We start from the raw sequence: 22015 nt of genomic DNA, 5'->3' as shown, positions 1-22015 counted from the left end.
TGCCGGCATCCCAGCGCGGATGCCCGGCCAAACGTCCAGTGTGCCCCATCCGGCTCAGAACCCGAGGGGCTGTGTCTTCCCCCACGCGTCCCCATACGTCCCCACGCGTAGAGGACGTCGGCGTCCGCGTCGTCGGCGGTCCGGGTTCAGGCCTGGTCGTCCGCCAGCTCCGCGACCCCCGTCACCCGGTGCAGCGGATACGTGCGGACTTCGTCCGCCGTGTGGTCGTACGCCGTGACGAAGCCGCCCTCGACGCGGATCGGGGCGATGACGCGCTGGGTGGCGGCGCCCTCGGCGTTGACGTAGCCGATCCAGAGGGATTCGCCGGTGAGGACGGCGGCCTGCATGGTGGCGAGGGTCTCGGCGGAGCTGGTGCGGGGGAGCTCGCCGTTGCCGGGGTGGTCGGTGGCCGCGTCCTGCTTGCGGGGGGTCGTGGAGGCCAGGTCGCCGGCGCGGATGGCGCGGATCGCGGCGCCGAGGAGGGTGGCGTCGGGGACCGGAGGGCCCTCGGGGACGGGCTCGGGGGCGGTGCGCGGCGGGGTGCGGTGGGCGTGCGCGCGGGTGATCAGGACATCGCCCTCGGCGGACTCGGCGGCGGGCGCGAAGCCCATCGAGCGGAGGCCTTCGAGGAGGGCCGCCGGGTCGGCCTGGGCGGCCAGGACGGTGGGCGCCAGGCGGCGCAGCCGCAGACCCTGCGAGCGCTTGTCGGCGAGGATCTCGTTCAGCAGCGCGTCGTCGTCGCAGCGGACGTACGCCGACGCCGCGCCGATCCGCAGATGGCCGTGCCTGCGCGCCACGTCGTCGATGAGATACGCGAGCGGCTGCGGGACCGGTGTGCGGGAGTGGGCGGCGAGGAACGCGTGCAGGTCCGACGCCGAGCGGCCCGCGTCCAGCGCGCGGCGTACCGAGGCGGGAGTGAAGCGGTAGACCGTCGCGCCGCCCTTCGACTCCACGTCCGCGAGGACGCCCAGTGTGTCCGCCAGGGGGCGCTCCAGGGGGCCCGGCGCGACCGCGGTCAGGTCCGCCTGGAGGAGGACGTGGTCCAGCGGCTCCGGGAGGAGGGGGGCGAGCAGCCGGGCGGCCCGGGTGGTGGCCGCGGCCTGTTCGGCGGGGGAGTGAGCGGTCTCGGGGAGGGCGTGGTGCCGCTTGTGGGCGGGCAGCTTGTCGCCGGGGCCGGTGGGCTCGCCTGCCAAGGCTGACGGCGACGGGAACCCCAGCAGGGCCCGCCCCTGCGCCGACAGCGCCCCCCGGCCCGTGATCCCCAGCAGCTCTGCCTCGGACAGGGTCCAGCGGGCCAGCCGGGTGCGCAGGTCGTCCGAGGCGGACCGGTCGCCCCGCAGGGGGCGCTCCCAGTGCAGACGGGCGAGGACGGAGTCCGCGGTGGGGGAGGCGCCCTCGGGAAGCGCGGCGAGGAGGGTCAGCACGCGGTGGCGGACCTCGGGGGCGGCGGAGCGGTCCAGGCCGGGCCCGAGCGCCGAGAGCGTACGGTCCTTCGCGTCCCGCGCGCCGACCAGCCCCGCCGTCCGCGTCGCCGCCAGCCACGCCGAGGCGAGCCGCGCCCAGCGCTCGGCGGCGGGCAGCTCCAGCCACTCGTCGTACCCGGGCGTCGCCGCGTACCGCTCGTCGGCCTCGCCGTCCGAGGCCAACAGCCCCGCCGCGTAGGCGAGCTCGACCCAGAACGCGGCGATCGGCTCCGACAGGTCCAGTGCCACCGCCGTCCGCTTCAGGTCCCGCACGCTCAGCCCGCCCGCGCGCAGCACCGCCGGACCGCCCTCGTGCCAGTCCTTGAGCAGTTCCTCGATGGTCGCCAGCGTCGTGTACGCCTGGCCGGCCGCCGCGGCGTCCACAACCTGTGGACGGTGGGTCCGCGCCGCCTCGACCGCCGGCGCCACGGGCTCCGCCGCCCGGTGCGCGCGGCCCGCCCGCAGATGCAGGGCGACCTCCCGGGGCAGTACGACCGTGCCGGGCGCCGTCGGCAGCAGCAGCCCGCGGTCGATCAGCCAGCGCAGATGCCGCGCCGGGTCGGCCGTCACCTGGCCGTACGGCGGCCCCCACACCAGCCGCGACAGCACGTCCACCGACTCGGCGGGCGCGTCGTCGAGCAGCGCCGACATCCGCGCCCGGTCCGTGAACAGGCCGGTGAGCGACGCGACGGCCGACACGGAGTCGTGGGTGGTGGGCAGCCCGGCCGCCGCCACGATCTCCTGGATGCGGCCCGGAGACATACCCGCCGTGGCTTCGGCGACCGTCGGGCCCAGACCCGTCGGGGACGGGTGCTGCGGGGACGGCGCGAGCAGCTCCCGCGCCGTCCGTACGAGGCGGAGGCGGTCGTCGGGGCCCCAGGCCAGGGCCTGCTCGCGGAGCGTCCCGAGGGCGCGCGGGAACGCCGCCATGACCGCCGGGTCGCGGTCGTCGCCGGCCATCAGGCCCATGAGCTCGTCGTACGTAGCCGGGTCCGCCGCCACGGCGAGGGCTTCCGCCGTCTGCAGGGCGAAGCGGTCCAGGCGTTCCAGGGCGCGGACGACCGAGGCGCGGGTGCCGGCGCGGGTGGCGAGCTGGGTGAGGTCTGTGGGGACGGGGGTGATCAGGTCCGGGCGGGACCTGAGGAGCGTGGACAGTGAGGTGTCGTCCCGCGTGCGGAGGGCTTCCGCCAGGGAACGCGGAGCGGTCTCGGTGCTCATCCTGTCAACGGTAGCGGTTGACTTGCGCAGGGGGAGTCCTTCGCCCCCGCCGCCCCTACCCGTCCCATCCCCCAGGGGCTCCGCCCCTTCGACCCCGGGGGTTGTGTTTCGCCTGCGGGTGGGTGGGGGCTGGTCGCGCAGTTCCCCGCGCCCCTGACGGCTCGGGGCTGCGCCCCGTCGCCCCCGGCCCGCCCCCGTGTCTTTTGTCTTTTAGGGGCGCGGGGAACTGCGCGACCAGCCCCCACCCACCCGCAGCCGACTCTCTTCAGTTCAGTCTTTTAAGCGGGGGTCTGGGGGCGAGGGGAAAACCGGTACCTTCGTCGGCACGGGGTATTCAACGTGCCCGCCCCGGAGGGGACTTCGTGGGGATTGAGAGTGACCAGCTTGTCTTCGACTACCTGAGCCGGGTCGGAGACCTGGCTCAGCAGCGGCAGCTGCCGTCGGCGACACGGATGCGGCTGGTGAGCGAGCTGCGGAACGAGATCGACCGCCGCAGGGCGAAGACACCCGTCGACAGCCCCGCCGCCGTCCGCCGCATCCTCGCCCGCCTCGGCACCCCCGACGAGATCGTCACGGCAGCCGGCCGCAGCGACGACGCCGCGCCCGGGACGCAGCCGTGGGCCGCCGTCCCCACCCAGCGCGCCGTCGAACCGGAAAGCCGTCCCAAGGGCCTGCGCCGTGTCGTCCCGAGGCCGCGCCCCGCGGAACCGGAACCCACCGAGAACGCCGACGCCCCCTCCCCGCCGCACCTCGCGAGCGCGCAGGAGCTGGGCGACAGCGCCACCCAGCCGGACTGGTGGCGCGTGGACAGCAGCCCGTTCGGGCTCGGGGACAGCGTGCCGGGGTTCGTCGGAGGCGTGGAGATCCCCGAACTGCTCAAGCCGCCGCCCGAGGAGAAGTCCGGGGAGAAGCCCGCCGAGGAACCGAAGCCGGCGGCCAAGCAGTCCACCAAGCAGCCGGCCAAGCAGGCGGAAGCGGTTCCGGACGGCGAGCTGGAGGATGTGGAGGAGAGGTCGGCGCGTCGCCGCCGCCTCCCGAGCCTCAGCGGCTGGAGCAACCCCCTCCTCCTCCTCGCCGCCGCCCTCCTCGTCGCGGGCGCCGCCCTCGGCAACTGGTTCGCCCTGGGCCTCGGCTGGCTCATCGCCTACGCCTCGCGCCGGCTGACCGCCGCCGAGTCGAAGTGGGCGGTCCTCGTACTGCCCGGCCTGGCCGCCACGGCCGGCATCGTCTGGCTGTGGGGCCGTACGAACGGCCGCTGGGGCGCCCCCATCGCCGAGGGACACATGAACGACGCGGTCACCGAGACCTGGCCCTGGGTCGTCCGCGGCGCGGCCGTGGCCTCCGCCCTGTACCTGGTGTGGCGCTCACAGCGCCGACGCTGACCCTTTGGGCCGTGGGCTCCCTCGGCTCCGGCCTGGGCACAATGGCCCATATGACTTCCCGCGCGCTGACCGTCGGCTTCGACCTCGACATGACCCTGATCGACTCCCGCCCCGGTATCCGCGCCTGCTATCAGGCACTTTCCGCGCGGACGGGGACGTACATCGACTGCGATCTGGCGGTCACGCGGCTCGGGCCGCCGCTGGCGGACGAGCTCGTCAACTGGTTCCCGGCGGACGAGGTCCCGGCGGTCGCGGATCTCTACCGTGAGATGTACCCCACACACGCCATCACCGGCACACTCGCGATGCCCGGCGCCCGGGAGGTCGTCGCGGCCGTGCACGCGACGGGCGGGCGGGCCGTCGTCGTCACCGCGAAGTGGGAGCCCAACGCCAAGCTGCACCTGGAGCATCTGCGCATCGACGCGGACGAGGTCGTCGGCAACCTGTGGGCCGAGCAGAAGGCGGAGGCGCTGCGCGAGCACGGCGCGAGCGTGTACGTCGGCGACCACACCGGAGACGTACGCGGCGCGCACACGGCCGGCGCGTACGCCGTCGCCGTGGCCACCGGCCCGTGCGATGCCGACGAGCTGCGCGCGGCGGGCGCCGATGTCGTCCTCGCCGATCTCACGGAGTTCCCGGCGTGGCTGGAGAACTACAGCCGACCCGACTGCTGACCGAATCTCGCCCGCGCTAGCTCCGCGCCGCGCGTGCGCGGCGGCGGCCCTCCGCGATGGACTGGAGCACCCCGGCTCCGGCCAACAGGAATCCGACACCCATGAACATGCTCAAGCCGAACATGTATGTCGGAAAAGGAGTCGTACCGAGCAGCAGCGGTGCCACGGTGACCAGTGTGGCCACGGCTCCGATGAAGAAGACGATGGCACCGGCACGGATCAGCCGGTCACCGGCTTCAGGGGAATTCGCTTGGGTTTTGTCACGCACCGGACCAGGGTAGTTCCCAGCGCGAAGGAACAATCCAGCGACGTCTTGTCACCAGCCGCCGGACCATTAGCCTTGGTACCGGCGGGTCCGACGACCCGCTGTAGTGCTATCCAGAGCCGTTTAAGGGCAGTTGCCCCTGCAACCGCCCAGCAGTTTTCAGAGCAGTTTCCGACGAGTACGAGGACGAGGACAGACGTGCCTACCGGCAAGGTCAAGTGGTTCAACAGTGAGAAGGGCTTCGGCTTTCTCTCCCGCGACGACGGCGGCGACGTCTTCGTTCATTCCTCGGTCCTGCCCGCCGGAGTCGAAGCTCTCAAGCCCGGCCAGCGCGTGGAGTTCGGCGTCGTCGCCGGTCAGCGCGGCGACCAGGCGCTTTCGGTGACCATCCTGGACCCGACCCCCTCCGTGGCGGCCGCGCAGCGCCGCAAGCCGGACGAACTGGCTTCCATCGTCCAGGACTTGACGACCCTCCTCGAAAACATCACGCCGATGCTGGAGAAGGGCCGTTACCCCGAGAAGGCCTCCGGCAAGAAGATCGCGGGCCTGCTGCGAGCGGTCGCCGACCAGCTCGACGTATAGACATCCAGCGGACAACGCAGGGCAACGCAGGGCACTTACGGGAAGTTCAGCGCATCCGGGCCGAGGGGCGGCACCAGCCCCTCGGCCGCCGCGCGGGTGAGCAGTCCCCGGATCGCGGCATAGCCGTCGTCGCCGAGGTCCGCCGTGAACTCGTTGACGTACAGGCCGATGTGCTGGTCCGCGACCTTCGGGTCCATCTCCTGGGCGTGTTCCAGGACGTACGGGCGGGAGGCCTCCGGGTCGTCCCACGCGGCGCGGACCGAGGCGCGGGCCGACTCGGCGAGCAGCTTCAGCGTGTCGTCGCCCAGCGAGCGCTTGGCGATGATCGCGCCCAGCGGGATGGGCAGCCCGGTCGTCCGCTCCCAGTGCTCGCCCATGTCGGCGAGCTTGTGCAGCCCGTAGTTCTGGTACGTGAAACGCGCCTCGTGGATGACCAGTCCCGCGTCGACCTTCCCGTCCCGGACGGCCGGCATGATCTCGTGGAACGGCATGACGATGATGTCGCCGACCCCGCCGGGGACCGTGTCCGCGGCCCAGAGGCGGAAGAGCAGATACGCCGTCGACCTCTCGCTCGGCACGGCGACGGTACGGCCGGTCAGGTCCGCGTCCGCCTCGCGAGTGAGCACCAGCGGGCCGCAGCCCCGCCCCAGCGCGCCCCCGCACGGCAGCAGCGCGTACTCGTCGAGGACGTACGGCAGTACGGCGTACGACACCTTCAGCACATCGAACTCACCGCGCTCGGCCATGCCGTTGGTGATGTCGATGTCCGCGAACGTGACGTCGAGCGCGGGCGCGCCCGGCACCCGGCCGTGGGCCCAGGCGTCGAAGACGAACGTGTCGTTCGGGCAGGGCGAGTACGCGATCTGCACGGGCTCAGTGAGTGCGGTCATGTCCGTTCCAACCCTCCAGTACGGGTGCGAGCTTCCCGAAAGCCTCGGTGAGTGCGGCGAGCGCGTCGCCGATGCGCCAGGCGGCGCGGTCGCGCGGGCCGACCGGGTTGGAGACCGCGCGGAGCTCCAGTACGGGCACACCGTGCGTGGCGGCCGCCTCGGCGACCCCGAACCCCTCCATCGCCTCGGCGAGGGCGCGGGGGTGACGTGCGCGCAGCTCGGCGGCGCGGGCGGCGGTGCCGGTCACGGTGGAGACGGTGAGCACCGTCCCGGCGCGTCCACCCGTGGCCGCCACGACGTCTCGTACGAGTGATTCCGGTGGACGGTGGCTGACGGCCCCGAAGCCGAGCGCGGTGACCGGGACGAAGCCGTCCGCGGTGTCCGCGCCCAGGTCCGCCACGGTGATGTCGTCGGCGACGACGAGTGACCCGACGGGGGCGTCCGGCTGGAAACCGCCCGCGATCCCGGCGGAGACGACCAGGGCGTAGGGGGTGCCTTCGAGTGCCGCCGCGGTGAGCGCGGTGGCCGTGGAGGCGGCGGCGAGAGCGGGGCCCACACCGGCGGCGAGCAGGTCGTAACCGCCCGAGCGGTGGAGTGTCACTCCGGGGATCCGGACCTCACGGGGCGGGGCGGGGAACGCCCCGGCCACCGCGTCCCGCTCGGCGGGGACCGCGGTGGCTACCAGGACACGTACGACGGCGGAAGACGTGGTCAGGAGTCCTTCTTGAGCTTGAAGGACCACAGGCCGGTGACCGTCTTCTCGCCCTCCTTGATGGAGACGAGCGTCGAGTTGCCGCTGGCGCCGTACTGGGCGTTGAAGAACACGCTGCCCGGGATCGTGCGGTACGTCTTCTTGCTGGAGTCGGTCAGCGGCTGACCGTTCATCAGGATCGTCCAGCCCTTGTCCGCGATCTTCGGGTCCACACCGAACCGGACGGTCTCGTCGGGGTCGACCTTGATGGACTTGATGTCCTTGGACTTGAGGCACTTCGCCAGGTCCGTGGTCGACACCTCCTTGCCGTCGTTGTAGCAGTCGGTCTCGGAGCTCACCGAGTTCTTGCCGACCGTGATCGTGGCCAGCGGCGTCGGCTTGTCACAGGCGGACAGGGTGAGAAGTCCGGCGGAAACGGCGCCGACAGCGGCGACGGCGCGACGGCGGCGCGCAACGCTGCGTGCATTAGCGGCTCTGCCGCGGGGCAGGGAGGTCATGGCCGAAGGCTATCGGGCAGGTCCAGTGGTCTCCCCACGTGGGGTACGGCGTGCCGCCCGCGGCCCCCGCGTGGCCGTGCCGCTCACGCCACCCGCTGCCGGGCGGGTCCGCCGTGGTGTGCCGCGCTGAGCAGCCCCCGTACGGTCGTCAGCCAGCCCGTGGCGACGATCGCGGCGGCCACGGACAGGCCGAGCGTGCCGTTGAGCGGCAGCGCGATGCCGATGCCGCCGCCGAGGACCCACGCCATCTGCAGCAGCGTCTCTGAGCGGGCGAACGCGGACGTACGGACGAGTTCCGGGACGTCCCGCTGGATCAGCGCGTCCAGGGACAGCTTGGAGAGGGCCTGCGCGAAGCCGGCGACCGCGGCGAGGCAGGCCACGAAGGCCGCCCCGAAGAACAGCGCGGCGAGGATCGCCGTCGCCAGTACGAACGCCACCACCGTCACGATGATGATCTCCGGAGCGCGCTGTTTCAGCCAAGCTCCGACCGCCGTGCCGAGCGCGTTGCCCGCGCCCGCCGACACGCCCACTATCGCGAGCGAGACCGCCGCGCTCTCGCCGGTGAGCGGGTGCTCGCGCAGCAGGAACGCGAGGAAGAAGATCAGGAAGCCGGAGAGACAGCGCAGGGAGGCGTTGGCGCCGAGCGCGTGCGTGACTGCCGTGCCGACGGTACGGAGCCCCGGGCGCGGGGCCTTCTTCTGGCGCGGTCCGTGCAGGTGCTCCTCGTCCGCGGCCAGGAGCGCCTTGTCCTCGCCCTTCGCCGAGTCGACCTTGTGCGGCAGCGTGAACGACAGGAACGTGCCCGCGATGAAGATCACGAAGGCGCCGTAGAGCGGGTAGCGCGGGCCGAGGATCTGGAGTCCCGCCCCGATCGGCGCGGCGACGGCGGTGGCGAAGAGCCCGCCGAGGGTGACCCGGGAGTTGGCCTTCACCAGGGAGAACTTGGGTGGCAGGAGGCGTGGCACGACAGCGCTTCGTACGACCCCGTACGCCTTCGAGGCGACCAGTACCCCGAGTGCGGCGGGGTACAGCTCGATGCCGCCGGTGACGACCGCGCTGGAGAGCATCAGGGCGAGGAAGGCCCGGGCGAGCATCGCGGCCGCCATCGCGGCGCGGCGGCCGTGGGGGAGGCGGTCGAGGAGGGGGCCGATCACGGGGGCCAGGAGGGTGAAGGGCGCCATGGTGATGGCGAGGTAGAGGGCGACGCGGCCGCGGGCCTCGTCGGTGGGGACGGAGAAGAAGACCGTGGAGGCGAGGGCGACGGTGATCATGACGTCGCCGGCGCCGTTCACCGCGTGCAGCTCGATCAGTTTGCCGAGGCCGGACTCGCCGGCTCCGTGGGCGTGCGTGGCCTTGCGGATGCCGCGTGCCGTTCCGGTCACCGGGAAGTGCAGGGCACGGCCGACCGCGCGGACGGACCCGCTCATCCGGCCCGATCCGCCACTCCGGCTGCTGCCCTTGGTGCCACCGATTCCGGTTGCTCCCTGGGGCGACCTTGCGGCTGCCACTCCGTCATAGTGCCCCGAGATGGGGGTGCGTAGTGCGGTTACCGCGCGTATAGGGGGGCGCGTGCGGCGTTGGTGGGTGGGTCGGGGCCGTGCCGGTACGTCCAGCCCGTCGCCGGTGGGCATTGCTGCCTGCTTCCACAGCATGAACTTGCCCATAACCACGTAAGCGACGGGCTGGACGTACCGGCCCGGCCCCTTCGGTGCGTCGCCGACTGCGGGTGCCCCTTAAGGGGCGCGGGGAACTGCGCGATCTTTTAGGGGCGCGGGGAACTGCGCGACAAGCCCCCACCGGCCCGCGGTCGAAGCGCAACCCCCGGGGTCGAAGGGGCGGAGCCCCTGGAGGATGGGACGGGTAGGGGCGGCGGGGGCGCGTGGCAGGGGAGGCCGTCGGCGTGTCCTGGTGGGCGACTTTGCGGCCGGCCGAGACGGGTTGTGGGGGCGCGAAACACCGGCGCGCAGTGCCGGAGAATGTGGCGCGGAGCGCCGAAGAGGGCCGCCGGTGTGGGCCCAGGGCCCAGGAGAAGGTAGCGTGCGTAGCGCGCATGCGGCGATTGTTCTCGGCCGCGCGCCTCTCGGCCATCCCGCAGAATGGATGGCGTAGGTGCGCCCGAGTGCGATCGGGCGCGGACGTCGACGCGGCCCTCCGGTCCGCTCCGTCCGCACCCCCGCCGGAGGAATGGCGCACCCGTGAGACGGCGTAGGAGAGAAGCGATACCTGTGAGCGCAGCGACCACGCGAAGCCGCACCCCCGACCGCCTGTGCGCCGAGGCAGTCGACCTCGCCCGCTCCGCAGCCGAGGAGGCCGCCGCACCCGGCGTCGTCGGCGCGCACGTGGGGCTGGTCTCCGAAGGGGACCGCGTTGTCACGCACTTCTTCGAGTGCGAGGACCTGGGGTATCGGGGGTGGCGCTGGGCGGTGACCGTCGCCCGGGCCTCCCGGGCCAAGGCCGTCACGCTCGACGAAACCGTGCTGCTGCCCGGCCCCGAATCGCTCCTCGCCCCCGAGTGGGTGCCGTGGAGCGAGCGGCTCCGCCCCGGTGACATGGGCCCGGGGGACCTGCTGCCCACGGACGCCGAGGATCTCCGCCTCGAACCCGGTTTCACCGGCGAGGACGAGCCGCCGCCGAACTCGCCGGTCTCGGAGGAGATGGCCGAGCTGGTGGAGGCGGAGGACGCGGAGGTGACGGGCGGGGCGCCCGCGACGCTTCCGGTCGCGCCGCGGCGGGGGTCGATCGCGGCGGTGGCCGAGGAGCTGGGGTTGCGTCGTGCGCGGGTCCTGTCCCGGTACGGGCTGCATGTGGCGGCCGATCGGTGGGAGGAGGGGTACGGGCCGAAGACGGCGATGGCGCAGGCCGCGCCCGCGTCGTGCGTCAGCTGTGGCTTCCTCAACCCCATCGGGGGCTCGCTCGGACAGGCGTTCGGTGTCTGTGCCAATGAGTTCTCGCCCGCCGATGGGCATGTCGTGTCCCTCTCGTACGGCTGTGGCGGGCACTCCGAGGCCGCCGTCATGCCGAAGCCCCCGCGCCCGGCTCCGCCGGTGATCGACGAAACCCGCGTGGACCCCTTCCCTCTCCGCCCGTCCCCCGATTCCGGTTCGGTCTCGATCACAACGGACGAAACCTCGGCGGAGCTGGGCCACTCGTAACCCCCAAAAGATTGCGCAGTTCCCCGCGCCCCTTTTAGGGGCGCGGGGCCGTGTCGACATGCGGCTCCGCCGCGTGGGCGCGAACGGCCCCCACCGGCCGGCAGCCGACGAACAACCCCCGGGGTCGAAGGGGCGGAGCCCCTGGGGATGGGACGGGTAGGGGCGGCGGGGGCGAGAACCCGGGGCGGAGCACGGCCCGGCGCGCGGTACCTTCATGCCGCGACCGAGCGCTGCACTCGCGGTCGCGCCAGGCGAGAGGGAGAGTGAACCGTGAGCAAGTTCGTGCGGCCGGCAGCCGAGGGCGCGGACCCGTTCGGGACGGCCCGCCTGCGACGCGGCGTGCTGGACGCCTGGGCGACCAGCCCGGCCCGGTTCCGCGAGGACGCCAACGCCGAGGAGGACCTGGTCCTCGGCGGGTACCGGGACCGGCTCGTGGTCGAGCTAGCCCAGAACGCCGCCGACGCGGCGGCCAGGGCCGGCGTTCCCGGCCGGCTCCGGCTCACCCTCCGCGACGGCGTGCTCGCCGCGGCCAACACCGGCGCCCCCCTCGACGCGACCGGCGTCGAGTCGCTCTCCACGCTCCGCGCGTCCGCCAAGCGCGACGCCCACGACACCGCCGTCGGCCGCTTCGGCGTCGGCTTCGCCGCCGTCCTCGCGGTGACCGACGAGCCCGCCGTGGTCGGCCGCCACGGCGGTGTCCGCTGGTCCCTCGCCGAGGCCCGTGAACTGGCCGGCGACACCGCCCGGCACAGCCCCGGTCTCGGTGACGAGATCCGCCGCCGCGACGGCCATGTGCCGCTGCTCCGGCTGCCGTTCGCCGCCGAGGGCACCGCCCCGGAGTCGTACGACACCGTTGTCATCCTGCCGCTGCGGGACCCCGCCGCCCAGGATCTCGCCGAGCGGCTGCTGCGGAACATCGACGACGCCCTCCTGCTCGCCCTCCCCGGCCTCGACGAAGTCCTGGTCGAGGTCGGGGACAGTGACTCTGAGGTGCGTACGCTGCTGCGGCGCGGCCATGAGGACGGCGTCACCGTCGAGGACTCCCGCGACGGCAGCACCCGCTACCGCGTCGCTTCCCACCACGGCCCGCTCGACGCCGCCCTCCTCGCCGACCGCCCGGTCGAGGAGCGGCTGCGCCCGCACTGGTCCGTCACCTGGGCCGTCCCGGTGGACGCCGACGGCGCCCCCGCCCGCCCCCGCACCAGCCCCGTCGTGCACGCGCCCACCCCCAGCGACGAGCCCCTCGGCGTCCCCGCCCTCCTCATCGCTTCCCTCCCGCTCGACACCACCCGGCGGCACGCCGCCCCCGGCCCGCTCACCGATTTCCTCGTGGAGCGCGCGGCGGACGCGTACGCCGAACTGCTCGCCGCCTGGCGCCCGGTGGGCACCGGGATCATCGACCTCGTGCCCGGCCCGCTCGGCAAGGGCGAGCTCGACGGCACGCTGCGCCAGGCGATCCTGGACCGGCTGCCCCGTACCGCCTTCCTGCCGCCGGCCGCCCCGCCGGTCAGCGCTCCGGACACCCCCGACGACTGGCCCGAGACCAGCGTGTCGGAGAACCCGGCCGCCCTGCGGCCCCGCGACGCCGAGGTGGTGGAGGGCGCGGGCGCCGAGACCGTCCACGTCCTCGCCGAGGTGCTGCCCAGCCTGCTGCCCGCCGGGCTCGAACGCCGGGTGGAGCTGCGGACGCTGGGTGTCGCCCGTGTCCCGCTCACCGAGGCCGTCGACCGGCTGGCCGGACTGGAGAAGGATCCGGGCTGGTGGCGCAGGCTGTACGACAGCCTCGCCGGGGTCGACCCCGACCGGCTCTCCGGGCTGCCGGTGCCGCTCGCCGACGGGCGTACGACCATCGGCCCCCGGCAGGTCCTGCTGCCTGTCCCGGACGGGCCCACCCCCGACGACACCTGGGCCGCCACCTCCGACAGCCTCGCCCGGCTCGGACTCAAGGTCGCCCACCCGGACGCCGCCCACCCGCTCCTGGAGAAGCTGGGCGCCCTCCCGGCCACGCCCCGCGCCGTGCTCACCACCCCGCAGGTGCGCGCCGCCGTCGCCGCCTCGCTCGACGACGAGGGCGCGGCCTGGGACGAGGACACCCTGGACGCGGAGGAGCTGGCGGACACCGTTCTCGCGCTCGTCCGCGACGCCGGCCTCGAACCCGGCGACGAGCCCTGGCTCGGCGCCCTCGCCCTCCCGGACGAGGAAGGGGAACTCGCACCCGCGGGCGAACTCGTGCTGCCCGGCAGCCCGTTCGCCCAGGTCATGCGTGAGGACGAACTGGCCTTCGTGGACGGTGAGCTGGCCGAGCGCTGGGGTGAGCAGCCGCTCGCCGCCTGTGGCGTCCTCGCCAACTTCGCCCTCGTACGCGCCACCGACCTCGTCCTCGACCCGGACGAGCTGGAGCCGCGCGACTCCGACTTTGCCGAGCCCGATGACGCGGGCCTCCTCGACGCCATCGACGTGTGGTGCGAGGACGTCCTGGACCGGCTGCCGGACGCGCCGGTGCCGCCGGTCGCCACCGAGATCGTCGCCGTACGGGATCTGGACCTGGTGGACGACGAGCGGTGGCCGCAGGCCCTCGCCCTGCTGTCCCGGCCGCCGTTGCGGGACGCGCTGACCCAGCCCGTGCGCATCCTGCTGCCGGACGGCACGCACGAGATCGTCCGGCCCTACGCGGCCTGGTGGCTGCGTGGGCACCCCGTCCTCGACGGGCGCCGCCCGGCCGGACTGCGGGCGGAGGGCAGCGATCCGCTCCTGCACGGTCTGTACGACGCCGCCGACGCCACCGGCTTCGACGACGAGCAGGTGCTGCGGGCGCTGGGGGTGCGGACCTCCGTGGCCGCCCTCCTCGACGAGCCCGGGGGCGCCGCCGAGCTGCTCGACCGGCTCGCCGATCCCGACCGCGAGGTCTCCGGCGCCCAACTGCACGCCCTCTACGGCTTTCTGGCCGACCTCGACCCCGAGCAGGTGACCCTGCCGGACGAGCTGCGGGCCGTCGTCGACGGTGCGGTGCGCGTGGTGGACGCGGCCGACGCCGTGGTCGTGGACTCGCCCGACCTGCTGCCCTTCACCGAAGGGATGCCGCTGCTTCCCGTACGGCCGTCGCGCGCCGCCGATCTCGCCGAGCTGTTCCAGGTGCGGCGGCTGAGCGAGTCGGTGACGGGGGAAGTGACCTCCGAGGGTGCCGAGCACGATGTTCCGGAGTCTGTGAGGGTCTTGCTCGGACCCTCGACGCCCACCTCGTACGTCGAACACGACGAACTCGTCGTCGACGGCACCGAGTTGGACTGGCGGCGGACGCGGGACGGTGTGCTGCACGCCTCCACCCTGGAGGGCGTCGCCGCCGGGCTCGCCTGGGCGGCGGGGCAGTGGCCGCGCCGCTTCGAGGTCGCGGCGCTGCTCGAAGACCCGTCCCGCACCGAGGAGCTGGCGCGCGACCGCTGGTTCGACTGACCGAGCCGAGAGCCGGCGGCGCCCGATGCCCGGAGGGTGCCGGGCGCCGCCGGTTGCCGCGCCGCAGGCTGCCCCGTTGGTGAACCGCTTGCTGTGAGTTTGGTAATCCGCTCACAAAGTCTTCAAATCCTGTACAACCATTCACTCGCGTCACAGATCTGATCACCTGAGTCAACAGACTCCACCATCACTTGGGCCCCGTGCGACGACGAGCCGTGAGGAACGACCACCACCGGGGCCCCTTTCTCCACTTGGGGATCGCATGCGCATACGTGCCACCGTGGCCGCCGTCTCCGGCGCCCTGGCCCTCTCCGCCTTCGCCATTCCGGGCGCCCACGCCGCCGACGCCTCCGCCGCCTCCCGCGCGGACGTCGCCAAGGTGCAGGAAGCCGCCCGCGCCGCGTCCGGCAAGACCGCGTTCAGCACCTCCTCGGCCGCCGACACCGGCACGCCGTACGCTCTCGACCTGTCCTTCTCCTCCGTGAAGGTCAACAACGGCAAGCCGATCGTCGCGGGCATCGCCAACAAGGTCACCGCCCCGGTCACCTTCAACATCACGCACGCCGCCGACGTCGACATCACCGCCGACGACTTCATCCTGGACATGGAGATCTACCGCGGCTCCTACGAGGAGCCGGACAGCATCCTGTTCGGCGACGACCTCCCGGTCTGCACCGCGACCTCGACGACGGCCGCCACCTGCAAGGGCACCATCGACGTCTACCCGGACACCGACCTGGTCAACGCCGACGCCACCACCTGGAAGGCCATCGGCTACGCGGTCGCGCTCAACGGCGTCGACATCACCGCCGACGACGTCGACTGGAGCAAGGTCGGCTACGTCGAGCAGGACGCGCTGGCCACCACCAAGCTGCAGCGCTACTCCAAGCTGACGGTCAACGCCTCGCCGGAGCCGGTGAAGAAGGGCAAGACCATCACGGTGACGGGCAAGCTGTCCCGCGCCAACTGGGAGACCCACAAGTACGCGGGTTACACCGGCCAGTCGGTGCAGCTGCAGTTCCGCAAGAAGGGCAGCGACACCTACACCACCGTCAAGACCATCAAGACGGACAGCACGGGCAACCTGAAGACGACCACGACGGCCTCCGTCGACGGTTACTTCCGCTACTCCTTCGCGGGCACCGCGACCACCCCGGCCGTCAAGGCCACGGGTGACTACGTCGACGTGCAGTAGTAACAACAGCAACAACAGCAGTAGCAGCGACAGAGGCAGTCGGCCGTAGTCGCGAATTCCATGTGGTTTCCCCGCGCCCCATCCAGGGGTGCGGGGAAACCGCGTTTTTCCGGTCATGGCCCTTCGGCCGTGACCTCCCGGCGGCGCTCATGGGGATGCGCCGCCCGACATTCCCTGGGGGGAAACAGCCATGCGCAAGCGCACCACCACCGTCGCCCTGCTCACCGCCTTCACGGCGGCCGGCGCCGCTCTGGCCCCCGCGGCCTTCGCGGACGGCGTCCAGGGCGACACCGCGATCACCAAGGTCGTCGTCAACGGCGGCAAGAACGTCGTCATCGGCGCGGCCAGCGTCAAGACGTTCACCGTCTCCGTCACGGCCACCGACGACCAGGGCATCAAGAGCGCCGACATCACGCTCAACGGCCCGGGTTACGGCATCCTCACCACCTCCTCGGTGAAGTGCGTCGCCGCCAACGCCACGACGTCGACCTGCTCCAGCTCCTTCACCGTCGACCCGCGGGTGTACGACGTCACCAACGACCAGGCCGGCACCTGGTACGTCGACGCCTGGGTGGACGCCAACGGCGACGACTCCAACTTCATCTGGACGGAGAAGGCGGGCAGCTTCAAGCTCCAGAAGGCCTCCAAGCTGACGGTCAACGCCTCCCCGGAGCCGGTGAAGAAGGGCAAGACCATCACGGTCACCGGCGCCCTCACCCGCGCCAACTGGGAGGCCGGCAAGTACTCCGGTTACGTCGGCCAGCCGGTGAAGCTGCAGTTCAAGAAGAAGGGCAGCAGCACCTACACCACGGTCAAGACGATCAAGACCACCACCGGCGGCGCCCTGAAGACGACGGTCACGGCCTCCGTCGACGGCAACTACCGCTACTCCTTCGCGGGCACCTCGACGACCCCGGCGGTCAACGCCACGGGCGACGCCATCGACGTGCAGTAGACGAGCGCCCCGTCAGTGGCGCCCCATTAGTGGCGCCCATTAGGGGCGCGAGGAACTGCGCGACCAGCCACAACGGTCCCGCAGGTGAAGACGGCGCCGGCTTCCCCGCTGCTGCCGAGCGCTAAGCGGGAACGCGGCGGTCGACCCACCTCCACAGGAACTCCAGGGCGGCCGCCGCCACCACCGAGATCCCCACCGCGATCCACGGCATCGTCTCGCCGACCAGTTTCAGCGCGAAGAAGTGCTGCAGGCCCGGCACCACGAGCACCAGCAGGAACGCCCCGCCCATCGCGGCGACGAGGCAGACCCGCCACCAGGTGTACGGCCGGGCGATGATCACGAGCACCCACATCGAGATGAGGAAGAGCGTCAGCGTCGCGGCGCTCGTCTCCGCGTCCAACGAACCCTCGCCCGTGTAGTAGTGACGGGCGATCAGATACGTCACGAAGGTGGCCACTCCGGCTACGACCCCGCCCGGGATCGAGTACCGCATGACCCGCCGTACGAAGTGGGGTTGCGCGCGCTCCTTGTTGGGGGCGAGCGCGAGGAAGAAGGCCGGGATGCCGATGGTCAGGGTGGAGAGAAGGGTCAAGTGCCGTGGCAGGAAGGGGTATTCGACCTGCCAGCACACCACCAGGATGGCCAGCAGCACCGAGTAGACCGTCTTCACCAGGAAGAGGGTCGCGACCCGGGTGATGTTCCCGATGACCCTGCGGCCCTCCGCGACCACCGAAGGCAGCGTCGAGAAGCTGTTGTTGAGGAGGACGATCTGGGCCACCGCCCGGGTGGCCTCCGAGCCCGAGCCCATGGACACGCCGATGTCGGCGTCCTTCAGGGCCAGTACGTCGTTCACGCCGTCGCCCGTCATCGCCACCGTGTGCCCGTGCGACTGCAGCGCGCCCACCATGTCCCGCTTCTGCTGCGGGGTGACCCGCCCGAACACCGTCCCCTTGTCCAGCGACTTCGCCATCTCCTCCTTCTCGTCGGGGAGATGGCGCGCGTCCACGACGGAGCCGGTGAGCCCGAGCTTCCCGGCCACCGCGCCCACCGACACCGCGTTGTCGCCGGAGATGACCTTCGCCTTGACGTCCTGCTCGGCGAAGTAGCGCAGGGTCTCCGCCGCGTCCGGGCGCAGCCGCTGCTCCAGGACGACCAGGGCGGTGGGCCTGGCGTCGCGCTTGACCTCCGGGCCGTCCAGATCGCGGGTCGCGCGGGAGAGCAGCAGCACCCGCAGTCCGGCCTCGTTCAGCCGCTCGGTCTCGGCGAGCGCCGGGTCCCCGGTGGGCAGCAGGACGTCGGGGGCGCCGAGCAGCCAGGTGCTCGACTCACCGTTGCCCTCGCTGAAGGACGCCCCGCTGTACTTGCGGGCGGAGGAGAAGGGCAGCGACTCGGTGCAGCGCCACTCCTCGCTGTCCGGGTAGGCGGCGATGATCGCCTGGAGGGAGGCGTTCGGCCGCGGGTCCGATTCGCCGAGCGCGCCGAGGACCCTGCCTACGTACGACTCGTCGGCGCCCTGGAGCGGCCGCAGCTCGGTGACGTCCATGCCGCCCTCGGTGAGGGTGCCGGTCTTGTCCAGGCAGACGGTGTCGATGCGGGCGAGGCCCTCGATGGCGGGGAGTTCCTGCACGAGGCACTGTTTTCGGCCAAGGCGGATGACGCCGATCGCGAAGGCCACGGAGGTGAGGAGGACCAGTCCCTCGGGGACCATCGGCACGATTCCGCCGACCGTCCGCGCGATGGATTCCTTGAAATCGTGCTGCTTGACGACGAGCTGGCTGATGACCAGGCCGATCGCGGTCGGGATCATCATCCACGTCACGTACTTGAGGATCGTGGAGATACCGGACCGCAGCTCGGAGTGGACGAGGGTGAAGCGCGAGGCCTCTTCGGCCAGCTGCGCCGCGTAGGCCTCCCGGCCCACCTTCGTCGCGGTGAAGGCGCCGCCGCCCGCGACCACGAAGGAGCCCGACATCACCTCGTCGCCGGGGTGCTTGACCACCGGGTCGGCCTCACCGGTGAGCAGTGACTCGTCGATCTCCAGACTGTCGGCCTCGGCGCAGCTGCCGTCGACGACGATCTTGTCGCCGGGCCCGATCTCGATCAGATCCCCGAGCACGATCTCCGACGTAGTGACCTCGGTGGCGACCCCGTCCCTGCGTACGGTCGGTTTCGCCTCGCCGATCACCGCGAGCGAGTCCAGGGTCTTCTTGGCCCGCCACTCCTGGATGATGCCGATCCCGGTGTTGGCGATGATCACGTACCCGAACAGGCTGTCCTGGAACGGCGCCACGAACAGCATGATCAGCCAGAGCACGCCGATGATCGCGTTGAAGCGGGTGAAGACGTTGGCCTTGACGATCTCGCGCAGGGAGCGGCTGCTGCGCACGGGGACGTCGTTCACCTCGCCCCGCGCGATCCGCTCGGCGACCTCGGCGGCGGACAGTCCCCGCACCCGCCGCGAGGGCGGTATGGGCACGGGGTGAACGGGATCGAGTTCGGCGCCCGCGTCGATGTGCGTCATGCATTCGACGGTACGTGCGGATATACGGCTTCACCTGCCGAGTGCGCCAAAGATCCGACCAGGGGAGGACGGCGGCGGCGGTGAGTGATGCCGTGGGTGTAGGGGGAGCTGGTTACTCCGCAGCAGGGGCCGAGCGCTCCGCTTCGGCGGCGGCCTCGGCGGCGGCCCGCTTGAGTGCGGCGTCGCGGCCCCGGACGTACCAGATGCCGATCAGGCCGAGACCCGCGCCGGCCAGGCAGGTCCACAGCCACCACAGGTGCCCGTGGTCGTCGAACCAGCCGTAGAACGGCAGCTGCGCCAGGAAGAGGACGAACCAAAGAATCGTGCCACCCGTGATGGTGGCGACGATCGGGCCCTCCAGGGGCTCCGGCGCCTCGTGCTTGGGGGTCCACTTCGCCATGTGCACAGCTTACGAGGGTCCCGGACCGGCGGTCGCGGGCACCCGTGCCGCCCTTGTATACCAAGTGTCTACGCGCGGAGATAGCGAATTCGACCTCATATGTTCATACTGAAACAGCCTGAGTCTGGCCAGTTGTATTCGTACGAAGCACCAACAGCAACATGGGGGAAACCTGTTGGTGATCAAACGCTGGCCAGACTTGATCACGTTTCCCCATCCCCCTGCACGTTTGAGGTCACGCATGTCCACCTCGGCCGCCACCAAGGCCTCCGCCCCCCAGCAGCCGGAGCCCCGGCCCGCGCAGGGTGCCCTCGACCGCTACTTCAAGATCTCCGAGCGGGCCTCCAGCATCCCGCGCGAGATCCGCGGCGGTTTCGCCACCTTCTTCGCGATGGCCTACATCATCGTGCTGAACCCGATCATCCTGGGCAGCGCGAAAGACATGTACGGGAACCACCTGGACAACGGCCAGCTGGTCACCGCGACCGCCCTGACCGCGGCCTTCACCACGCTTCTCATGGGCGTCATCGGCAACGTGCCGATCGCACTGGCGGCGGGCCTCGGTGTGAACACCGTCGTCGCGCTCCAGCTCGCCCCCCGGATGTCCTGGCCGGACGCCATGGGCATGGTGGTGCTGGCCGGCTTCATCGTGATGCTCCTTGTCGCCACCGGTCTGCGTGAGCGCGTCATGAACGCCGTGCCGCTCGGCCTGCGCAAGGGCATCGCGATCGGTATCGGCCTGTTCATCATGCTGATCGGCCTGGTCGACTCCGGCTTCGTCACCCGCATCCCGGACGCCGCGCAGACGACCGTGCCGCTCCAGCTCGGCTCGGACGGTCACCTCAACGGCTGGCCCGTGCTGGTCTTCATCCTCGGCACGCTGTTCACGCTCGCGCTGATGGTGCGCAAGGTGCCCGGCGCGATCCTGATCTCGATCGTCACGATGACGGTCGTCGCGGTGATCATCAACGCCGTCGCCACGATTCCGTCCTGGGGTCTGACCACCCCGAAGTGGCCCGGTAACCCGGTCGCCACCCCGGACTTCGGGCTCGTCGGCAAGGTCAGCCTCTTCGGCGGCTTCGACAAGGTCGGCGTGCTGACCGGCACCCTCTTCGTCTTCACCGTGCTGCTGTCGACCTTCTTCGACGCGATGGGCACGATCATGGGCATCAGCGACGAGGCCAAGCTGACCGACGCGGAGGGCCAGATGCCCGGCATCAACAAGGTCCTCTTCGTCGACGGCATCGCCGTCGCCGCGGGCGGCGCCACCTCCTCCTCGGCCACCACCTGCTTCGTGGAGTCCACGGCGGGCGTCGGCGAGGGAGCCCGCACCGGCTTCGCGAACGTCATCACCGGCGCGCTCTTCGCCGTGGCCCTCTTCCTGACCCCCGTCGCCACGATGGTCCCGTCCCAGGCCGCCACGCCCGCGCTCATCGCGGTCGGCTTCCTGATCATGTCCCACTCGGTCAAGGAGATCGACTGGGCGGACTACACGATCGCCATGCCGGCCTTCGTGACGATGATGATGATGCCGTTCACGTACTCGATCACGAACGGCATCGGCATGGGCTTCATCACCTTCGTGGTGCTGCGCCTCGCCGCCGGGCGTGGCCGCGAGGTCCCGGTCGCGATGTACGTGGTCGCGGCGGTGTTCGGCTTCTACTACCTGATGCCGGCGCTGGGTCTGACCTGACCGGTCATGGCGTACGGGCCTCACGTACCCCGGTGTTCCGGGCTCACGTGACCCCGTAGAACTTCTCCGTCTCCTCGACCGCGGTCTGGAACCGCTCGTCGAAGTCATCGCGAATGAGCGTCCCGACGACATAGTCCTGGACGCTCATTCCGCGTTTGGCGGCGTGGTTTCGGAGCCGGTCGAGCAGCTCCCCGTCTATCCGCAGGCTGAGCACGCTGGTCCCCATGGAGTCGAGGGTCGCCGTACCCCGGCGGGCGACGGGTCACTTTCCGCGGCGGGCTCACTCATATGAGTGATGTCGGGGTTCAGTGGCGCGGTTCACGGGCAATGCGGTGGTCTTTAGCGAGAGTAATGAGTTACGCTAAAGAACATGCCTGACCTCACCCATGGCGACGACGAGGCCGCCGTGAACGCCTTGCGCTCCGCAGTGATGCGGTTGTCGCGTCGACTCAAGCACCAGCGGGTCGACGAGTCGCTGAGCCCCACCGAGATGTCGGTGCTCGGCACCCTCGCCCGCTGCGGCACCGCCACGCCGGGCGAGCTCGCCCGCAAGGAGCATGTGCAGCCGCCCTCGATGACGCGCATCGTCGCGTTGCTCGAAGCCAAGGGGCTTGTCAGGCTGGAGCCGCACCCCGAGGACCGGCGCCAGAAGGTCGTCACCCAGACCGACAAGGCCGAGGCGATGCTCGAAGAGAGCCGCCGCAAGCGGAACGCGTTCCTGGCCGGACTGGTCGAGGCCCTCGACGAGGACGAATGGGCGAAGGTCCGCGAGGCCGCCCCCGTCCTGGAGAAGCTCGCACAACTGTGACCCCTGGCGGCTCTCTCCCGGGAGGGCCGCCGCCAAGAAGCTCCCACGAAGGCTTCCACGAAGGCTTACGAGAAAGCCTCCGAGGAAGCCGCCGAGAAAAGAAGAGCGCCGACGCCCTCCCACGACGCCGACGTCAACGACTGCCTAGGAGGCGAGCC

Annotated in this window: 18 protein-coding genes; 9 read left to right on the top strand and 9 right to left on the bottom strand. The window is 71.5% G+C overall.

Annotated features, from left to right (window positions below; all coding sequences use genetic code 11):
• Positions 1-146: 146 nt before the first annotated feature.
• The gene (locus OG975_RS21625; protein WP_406330974.1) at positions 147-2681 is read right to left on the bottom strand and encodes a helicase-associated domain-containing protein; all 2535 of its coding nucleotides are present in this window, start codon (positions 2679-2681) and stop codon (positions 147-149) included.
• Positions 2682-3043: 362 nt separating this feature from the next.
• On the opposite strand from OG975_RS21625, the gene OG975_RS21620 reads away from it, so the two are divergent.
• A complete protein-coding gene (locus OG975_RS21620) occupies positions 3044-4063 on the top strand; it encodes a hypothetical protein (protein WP_406330973.1) in 1020 nt (339 codons plus the stop codon).
• A 41-nt stretch (positions 4064-4104) separates the two neighbouring features.
• Positions 4105-4737, top strand: coding sequence for an HAD family hydrolase (locus OG975_RS21615; protein WP_406336387.1), 633 nt, complete (start codon positions 4105-4107; stop codon positions 4735-4737).
• Positions 4738-4753: 16 nt separating this feature from the next.
• Here the strand turns inward: OG975_RS21615 and OG975_RS21610 are convergent, their stop codons facing one another.
• Positions 4754-5005, bottom strand: coding sequence for a hypothetical protein (locus tag OG975_RS21610; RefSeq protein ID WP_327429680.1), 252 nt, complete (start codon positions 5003-5005; stop codon positions 4754-4756).
• Between the two features lie 195 nt (positions 5006-5200).
• Here OG975_RS21610 and OG975_RS21605 point away from each other — a divergent pair, with 195 nt between their 5' ends.
• Entirely contained in the window at positions 5201-5584 is a 384-nt protein-coding gene (locus tag OG975_RS21605) for a cold-shock protein (protein WP_327429679.1), read from the top strand.
• Between the two features lie 35 nt (positions 5585-5619).
• On the opposite strand, the gene OG975_RS21600 is transcribed toward OG975_RS21605, so the two are convergent.
• The 4 genes from OG975_RS21600 to OG975_RS21585 all read right to left on the bottom strand — a co-directional run bounded on the left by OG975_RS21600 (position 5620) and on the right by OG975_RS21585 (position 9191).
• A complete protein-coding gene (locus OG975_RS21600; protein ID WP_406330971.1) occupies positions 5620-6474 on the bottom strand; it encodes a 1,4-dihydroxy-6-naphthoate synthase in 855 nt (284 codons plus the stop codon).
• The gene (locus tag OG975_RS21595) at positions 6458-7216 is read right to left on the bottom strand and encodes a futalosine hydrolase (protein WP_406330970.1); all 759 of its coding nucleotides are present in this window, start codon (positions 7214-7216) and stop codon (positions 6458-6460) included. The genes OG975_RS21600 and OG975_RS21595 overlap by 17 nt, the downstream gene beginning before the upstream one ends.
• Positions 7186-7683 carry a DUF2771 domain-containing protein gene (locus tag OG975_RS21590; RefSeq protein WP_406330969.1) on the bottom strand — a complete coding sequence of 166 codons (498 nt, stop codon included), beginning with the start codon at positions 7681-7683 and terminating at the stop codon, positions 7186-7188. The genes OG975_RS21595 and OG975_RS21590 overlap by 31 nt, the downstream gene beginning before the upstream one ends.
• Positions 7684-7766: 83 nt before the next feature.
• The gene (locus OG975_RS21585; protein ID WP_406330968.1) at positions 7767-9191 is read right to left on the bottom strand and encodes an MFS transporter; all 1425 of its coding nucleotides are present in this window, start codon (positions 9189-9191) and stop codon (positions 7767-7769) included.
• Between the two features lie 717 nt (positions 9192-9908).
• On the opposite strand from OG975_RS21585, the gene OG975_RS21580 reads away from it, so the two are divergent.
• From OG975_RS21580 to OG975_RS21565, 4 genes are all read left to right on the top strand, one after another.
• The gene (locus tag OG975_RS21580; RefSeq protein WP_406330966.1) at positions 9909-10835 is read left to right on the top strand and encodes a DUF3027 domain-containing protein; all 927 of its coding nucleotides are present in this window, start codon (positions 9909-9911) and stop codon (positions 10833-10835) included.
• Positions 10836-11105: 270 nt separating this feature from the next.
• On the top strand, positions 11106-14285 hold the full coding sequence (locus OG975_RS21575) for a sacsin N-terminal ATP-binding-like domain-containing protein (RefSeq protein WP_406330965.1): 3180 nt from the start codon (positions 11106-11108) through the stop codon (positions 14283-14285).
• A gap of 262 nt (positions 14286-14547) precedes the next feature.
• The gene (locus tag OG975_RS21570) at positions 14548-15480 is read left to right on the top strand and encodes a hypothetical protein (RefSeq protein ID WP_406330963.1); all 933 of its coding nucleotides are present in this window, start codon (positions 14548-14550) and stop codon (positions 15478-15480) included.
• 190 nt (positions 15481-15670) lie between these two features.
• Complete coding sequence (locus tag OG975_RS21565) at positions 15671-16435, top strand: calcium-binding protein (protein ID WP_406330962.1); 765 nt, start codon at positions 15671-15673, stop codon at positions 16433-16435.
• A gap of 121 nt (positions 16436-16556) precedes the next feature.
• Here the strand turns inward: OG975_RS21565 and OG975_RS21560 are convergent, their stop codons facing one another.
• Together OG975_RS21560 and OG975_RS21555 are read right to left on the bottom strand one after the other, a co-directional pair.
• Positions 16557-18956 (bottom strand): cation-translocating P-type ATPase, encoded by a 2400-nt coding sequence (locus tag OG975_RS21560; RefSeq protein ID WP_406330961.1) that lies wholly within the window; start codon positions 18954-18956, stop codon positions 16557-16559.
• A 112-nt stretch (positions 18957-19068) separates the two neighbouring features.
• Positions 19069-19356 (bottom strand): DUF2530 domain-containing protein, encoded by a 288-nt coding sequence (locus OG975_RS21555; RefSeq protein ID WP_406330959.1) that lies wholly within the window; start codon positions 19354-19356, stop codon positions 19069-19071.
• 241 nt (positions 19357-19597) lie between these two features.
• Between OG975_RS21555 and OG975_RS21550 the strand changes: the two genes are divergently transcribed.
• A complete protein-coding gene (locus tag OG975_RS21550; RefSeq protein ID WP_406330958.1) occupies positions 19598-21049 on the top strand; it encodes an NCS2 family permease in 1452 nt (483 codons plus the stop codon).
• Positions 21050-21092: 43 nt separating this feature from the next.
• Here the strand turns inward: OG975_RS21550 and OG975_RS21545 are convergent, their stop codons facing one another.
• Positions 21093-21275, bottom strand: coding sequence for a ribbon-helix-helix protein, CopG family (locus tag OG975_RS21545; RefSeq protein WP_406330957.1), 183 nt, complete (start codon positions 21273-21275; stop codon positions 21093-21095).
• Positions 21276-21419: 144 nt separating this feature from the next.
• Between OG975_RS21545 and OG975_RS21540 the strand changes: the two genes are divergently transcribed.
• On the top strand, positions 21420-21857 hold the full coding sequence (locus OG975_RS21540; RefSeq protein ID WP_327429665.1) for a MarR family transcriptional regulator: 438 nt from the start codon (positions 21420-21422) through the stop codon (positions 21855-21857).
• Positions 21858-22015: the final 158 nt, after the last annotated feature.

This window comes from Streptomyces sp. NBC_00203 (genome assembly GCF_045206325.1).
Lineage (GTDB): Bacteria > Actinomycetota > Actinomycetes > Streptomycetales > Streptomycetaceae > Streptomyces > Streptomyces lutosisoli.
Note: the sequence above shows the minus strand (reverse complement) of the source record. Positions and strands in the feature narration are given on the sequence as shown.

Bases quoted from the DNA above. Each gene is read 5' to 3' on its own strand.
- OG975_RS21555 (WP_406330959.1), bottom strand. From the start codon at position 19,356: ATGGCGAAGTGGACCCCCAAGCACGAGGCGCCGGAGCCCCTGGAGGGC.
- OG975_RS21570 (WP_406330963.1), top strand. From the start codon at position 14,548: ATGCGCATACGTGCCACCGTGGCCGCCGTCTCCGGCGCCCTGGCCCTC.
- OG975_RS21560 (WP_406330961.1), bottom strand. From the start codon at position 18,956: ATGACGCACATCGACGCGGGCGCCGAACTCGATCCCGTTCACCCCGTG.
- OG975_RS21540 (WP_327429665.1), top strand. From the start codon at position 21,420: ATGCCTGACCTCACCCATGGCGACGACGAGGCCGCCGTGAACGCCTTG.
- OG975_RS21590 (WP_406330969.1), bottom strand. From the start codon at position 7,683: ATGACCTCCCTGCCCCGCGGCAGAGCCGCTAATGCACGCAGCGTTGCG.
- OG975_RS21600 (WP_406330971.1), bottom strand. From the start codon at position 6,474: ATGACCGCACTCACTGAGCCCGTGCAGATCGCGTACTCGCCCTGCCCG.
- OG975_RS21615 (WP_406336387.1), top strand. From the start codon at position 4,105: ATGGCCCATATGACTTCCCGCGCGCTGACCGTCGGCTTCGACCTCGAC.
- OG975_RS21545 (WP_406330957.1), bottom strand. From the start codon at position 21,275: ATGGGGACCAGCGTGCTCAGCCTGCGGATAGACGGGGAGCTGCTCGAC.
- OG975_RS21550 (WP_406330958.1), top strand. From the start codon at position 19,598: ATGTCCACCTCGGCCGCCACCAAGGCCTCCGCCCCCCAGCAGCCGGAG.
- OG975_RS21565 (WP_406330962.1), top strand. From the start codon at position 15,671: ATGCGCAAGCGCACCACCACCGTCGCCCTGCTCACCGCCTTCACGGCG.
- OG975_RS21625 (WP_406330974.1), bottom strand. From the start codon at position 2,681: ATGAGCACCGAGACCGCTCCGCGTTCCCTGGCGGAAGCCCTCCGCACG.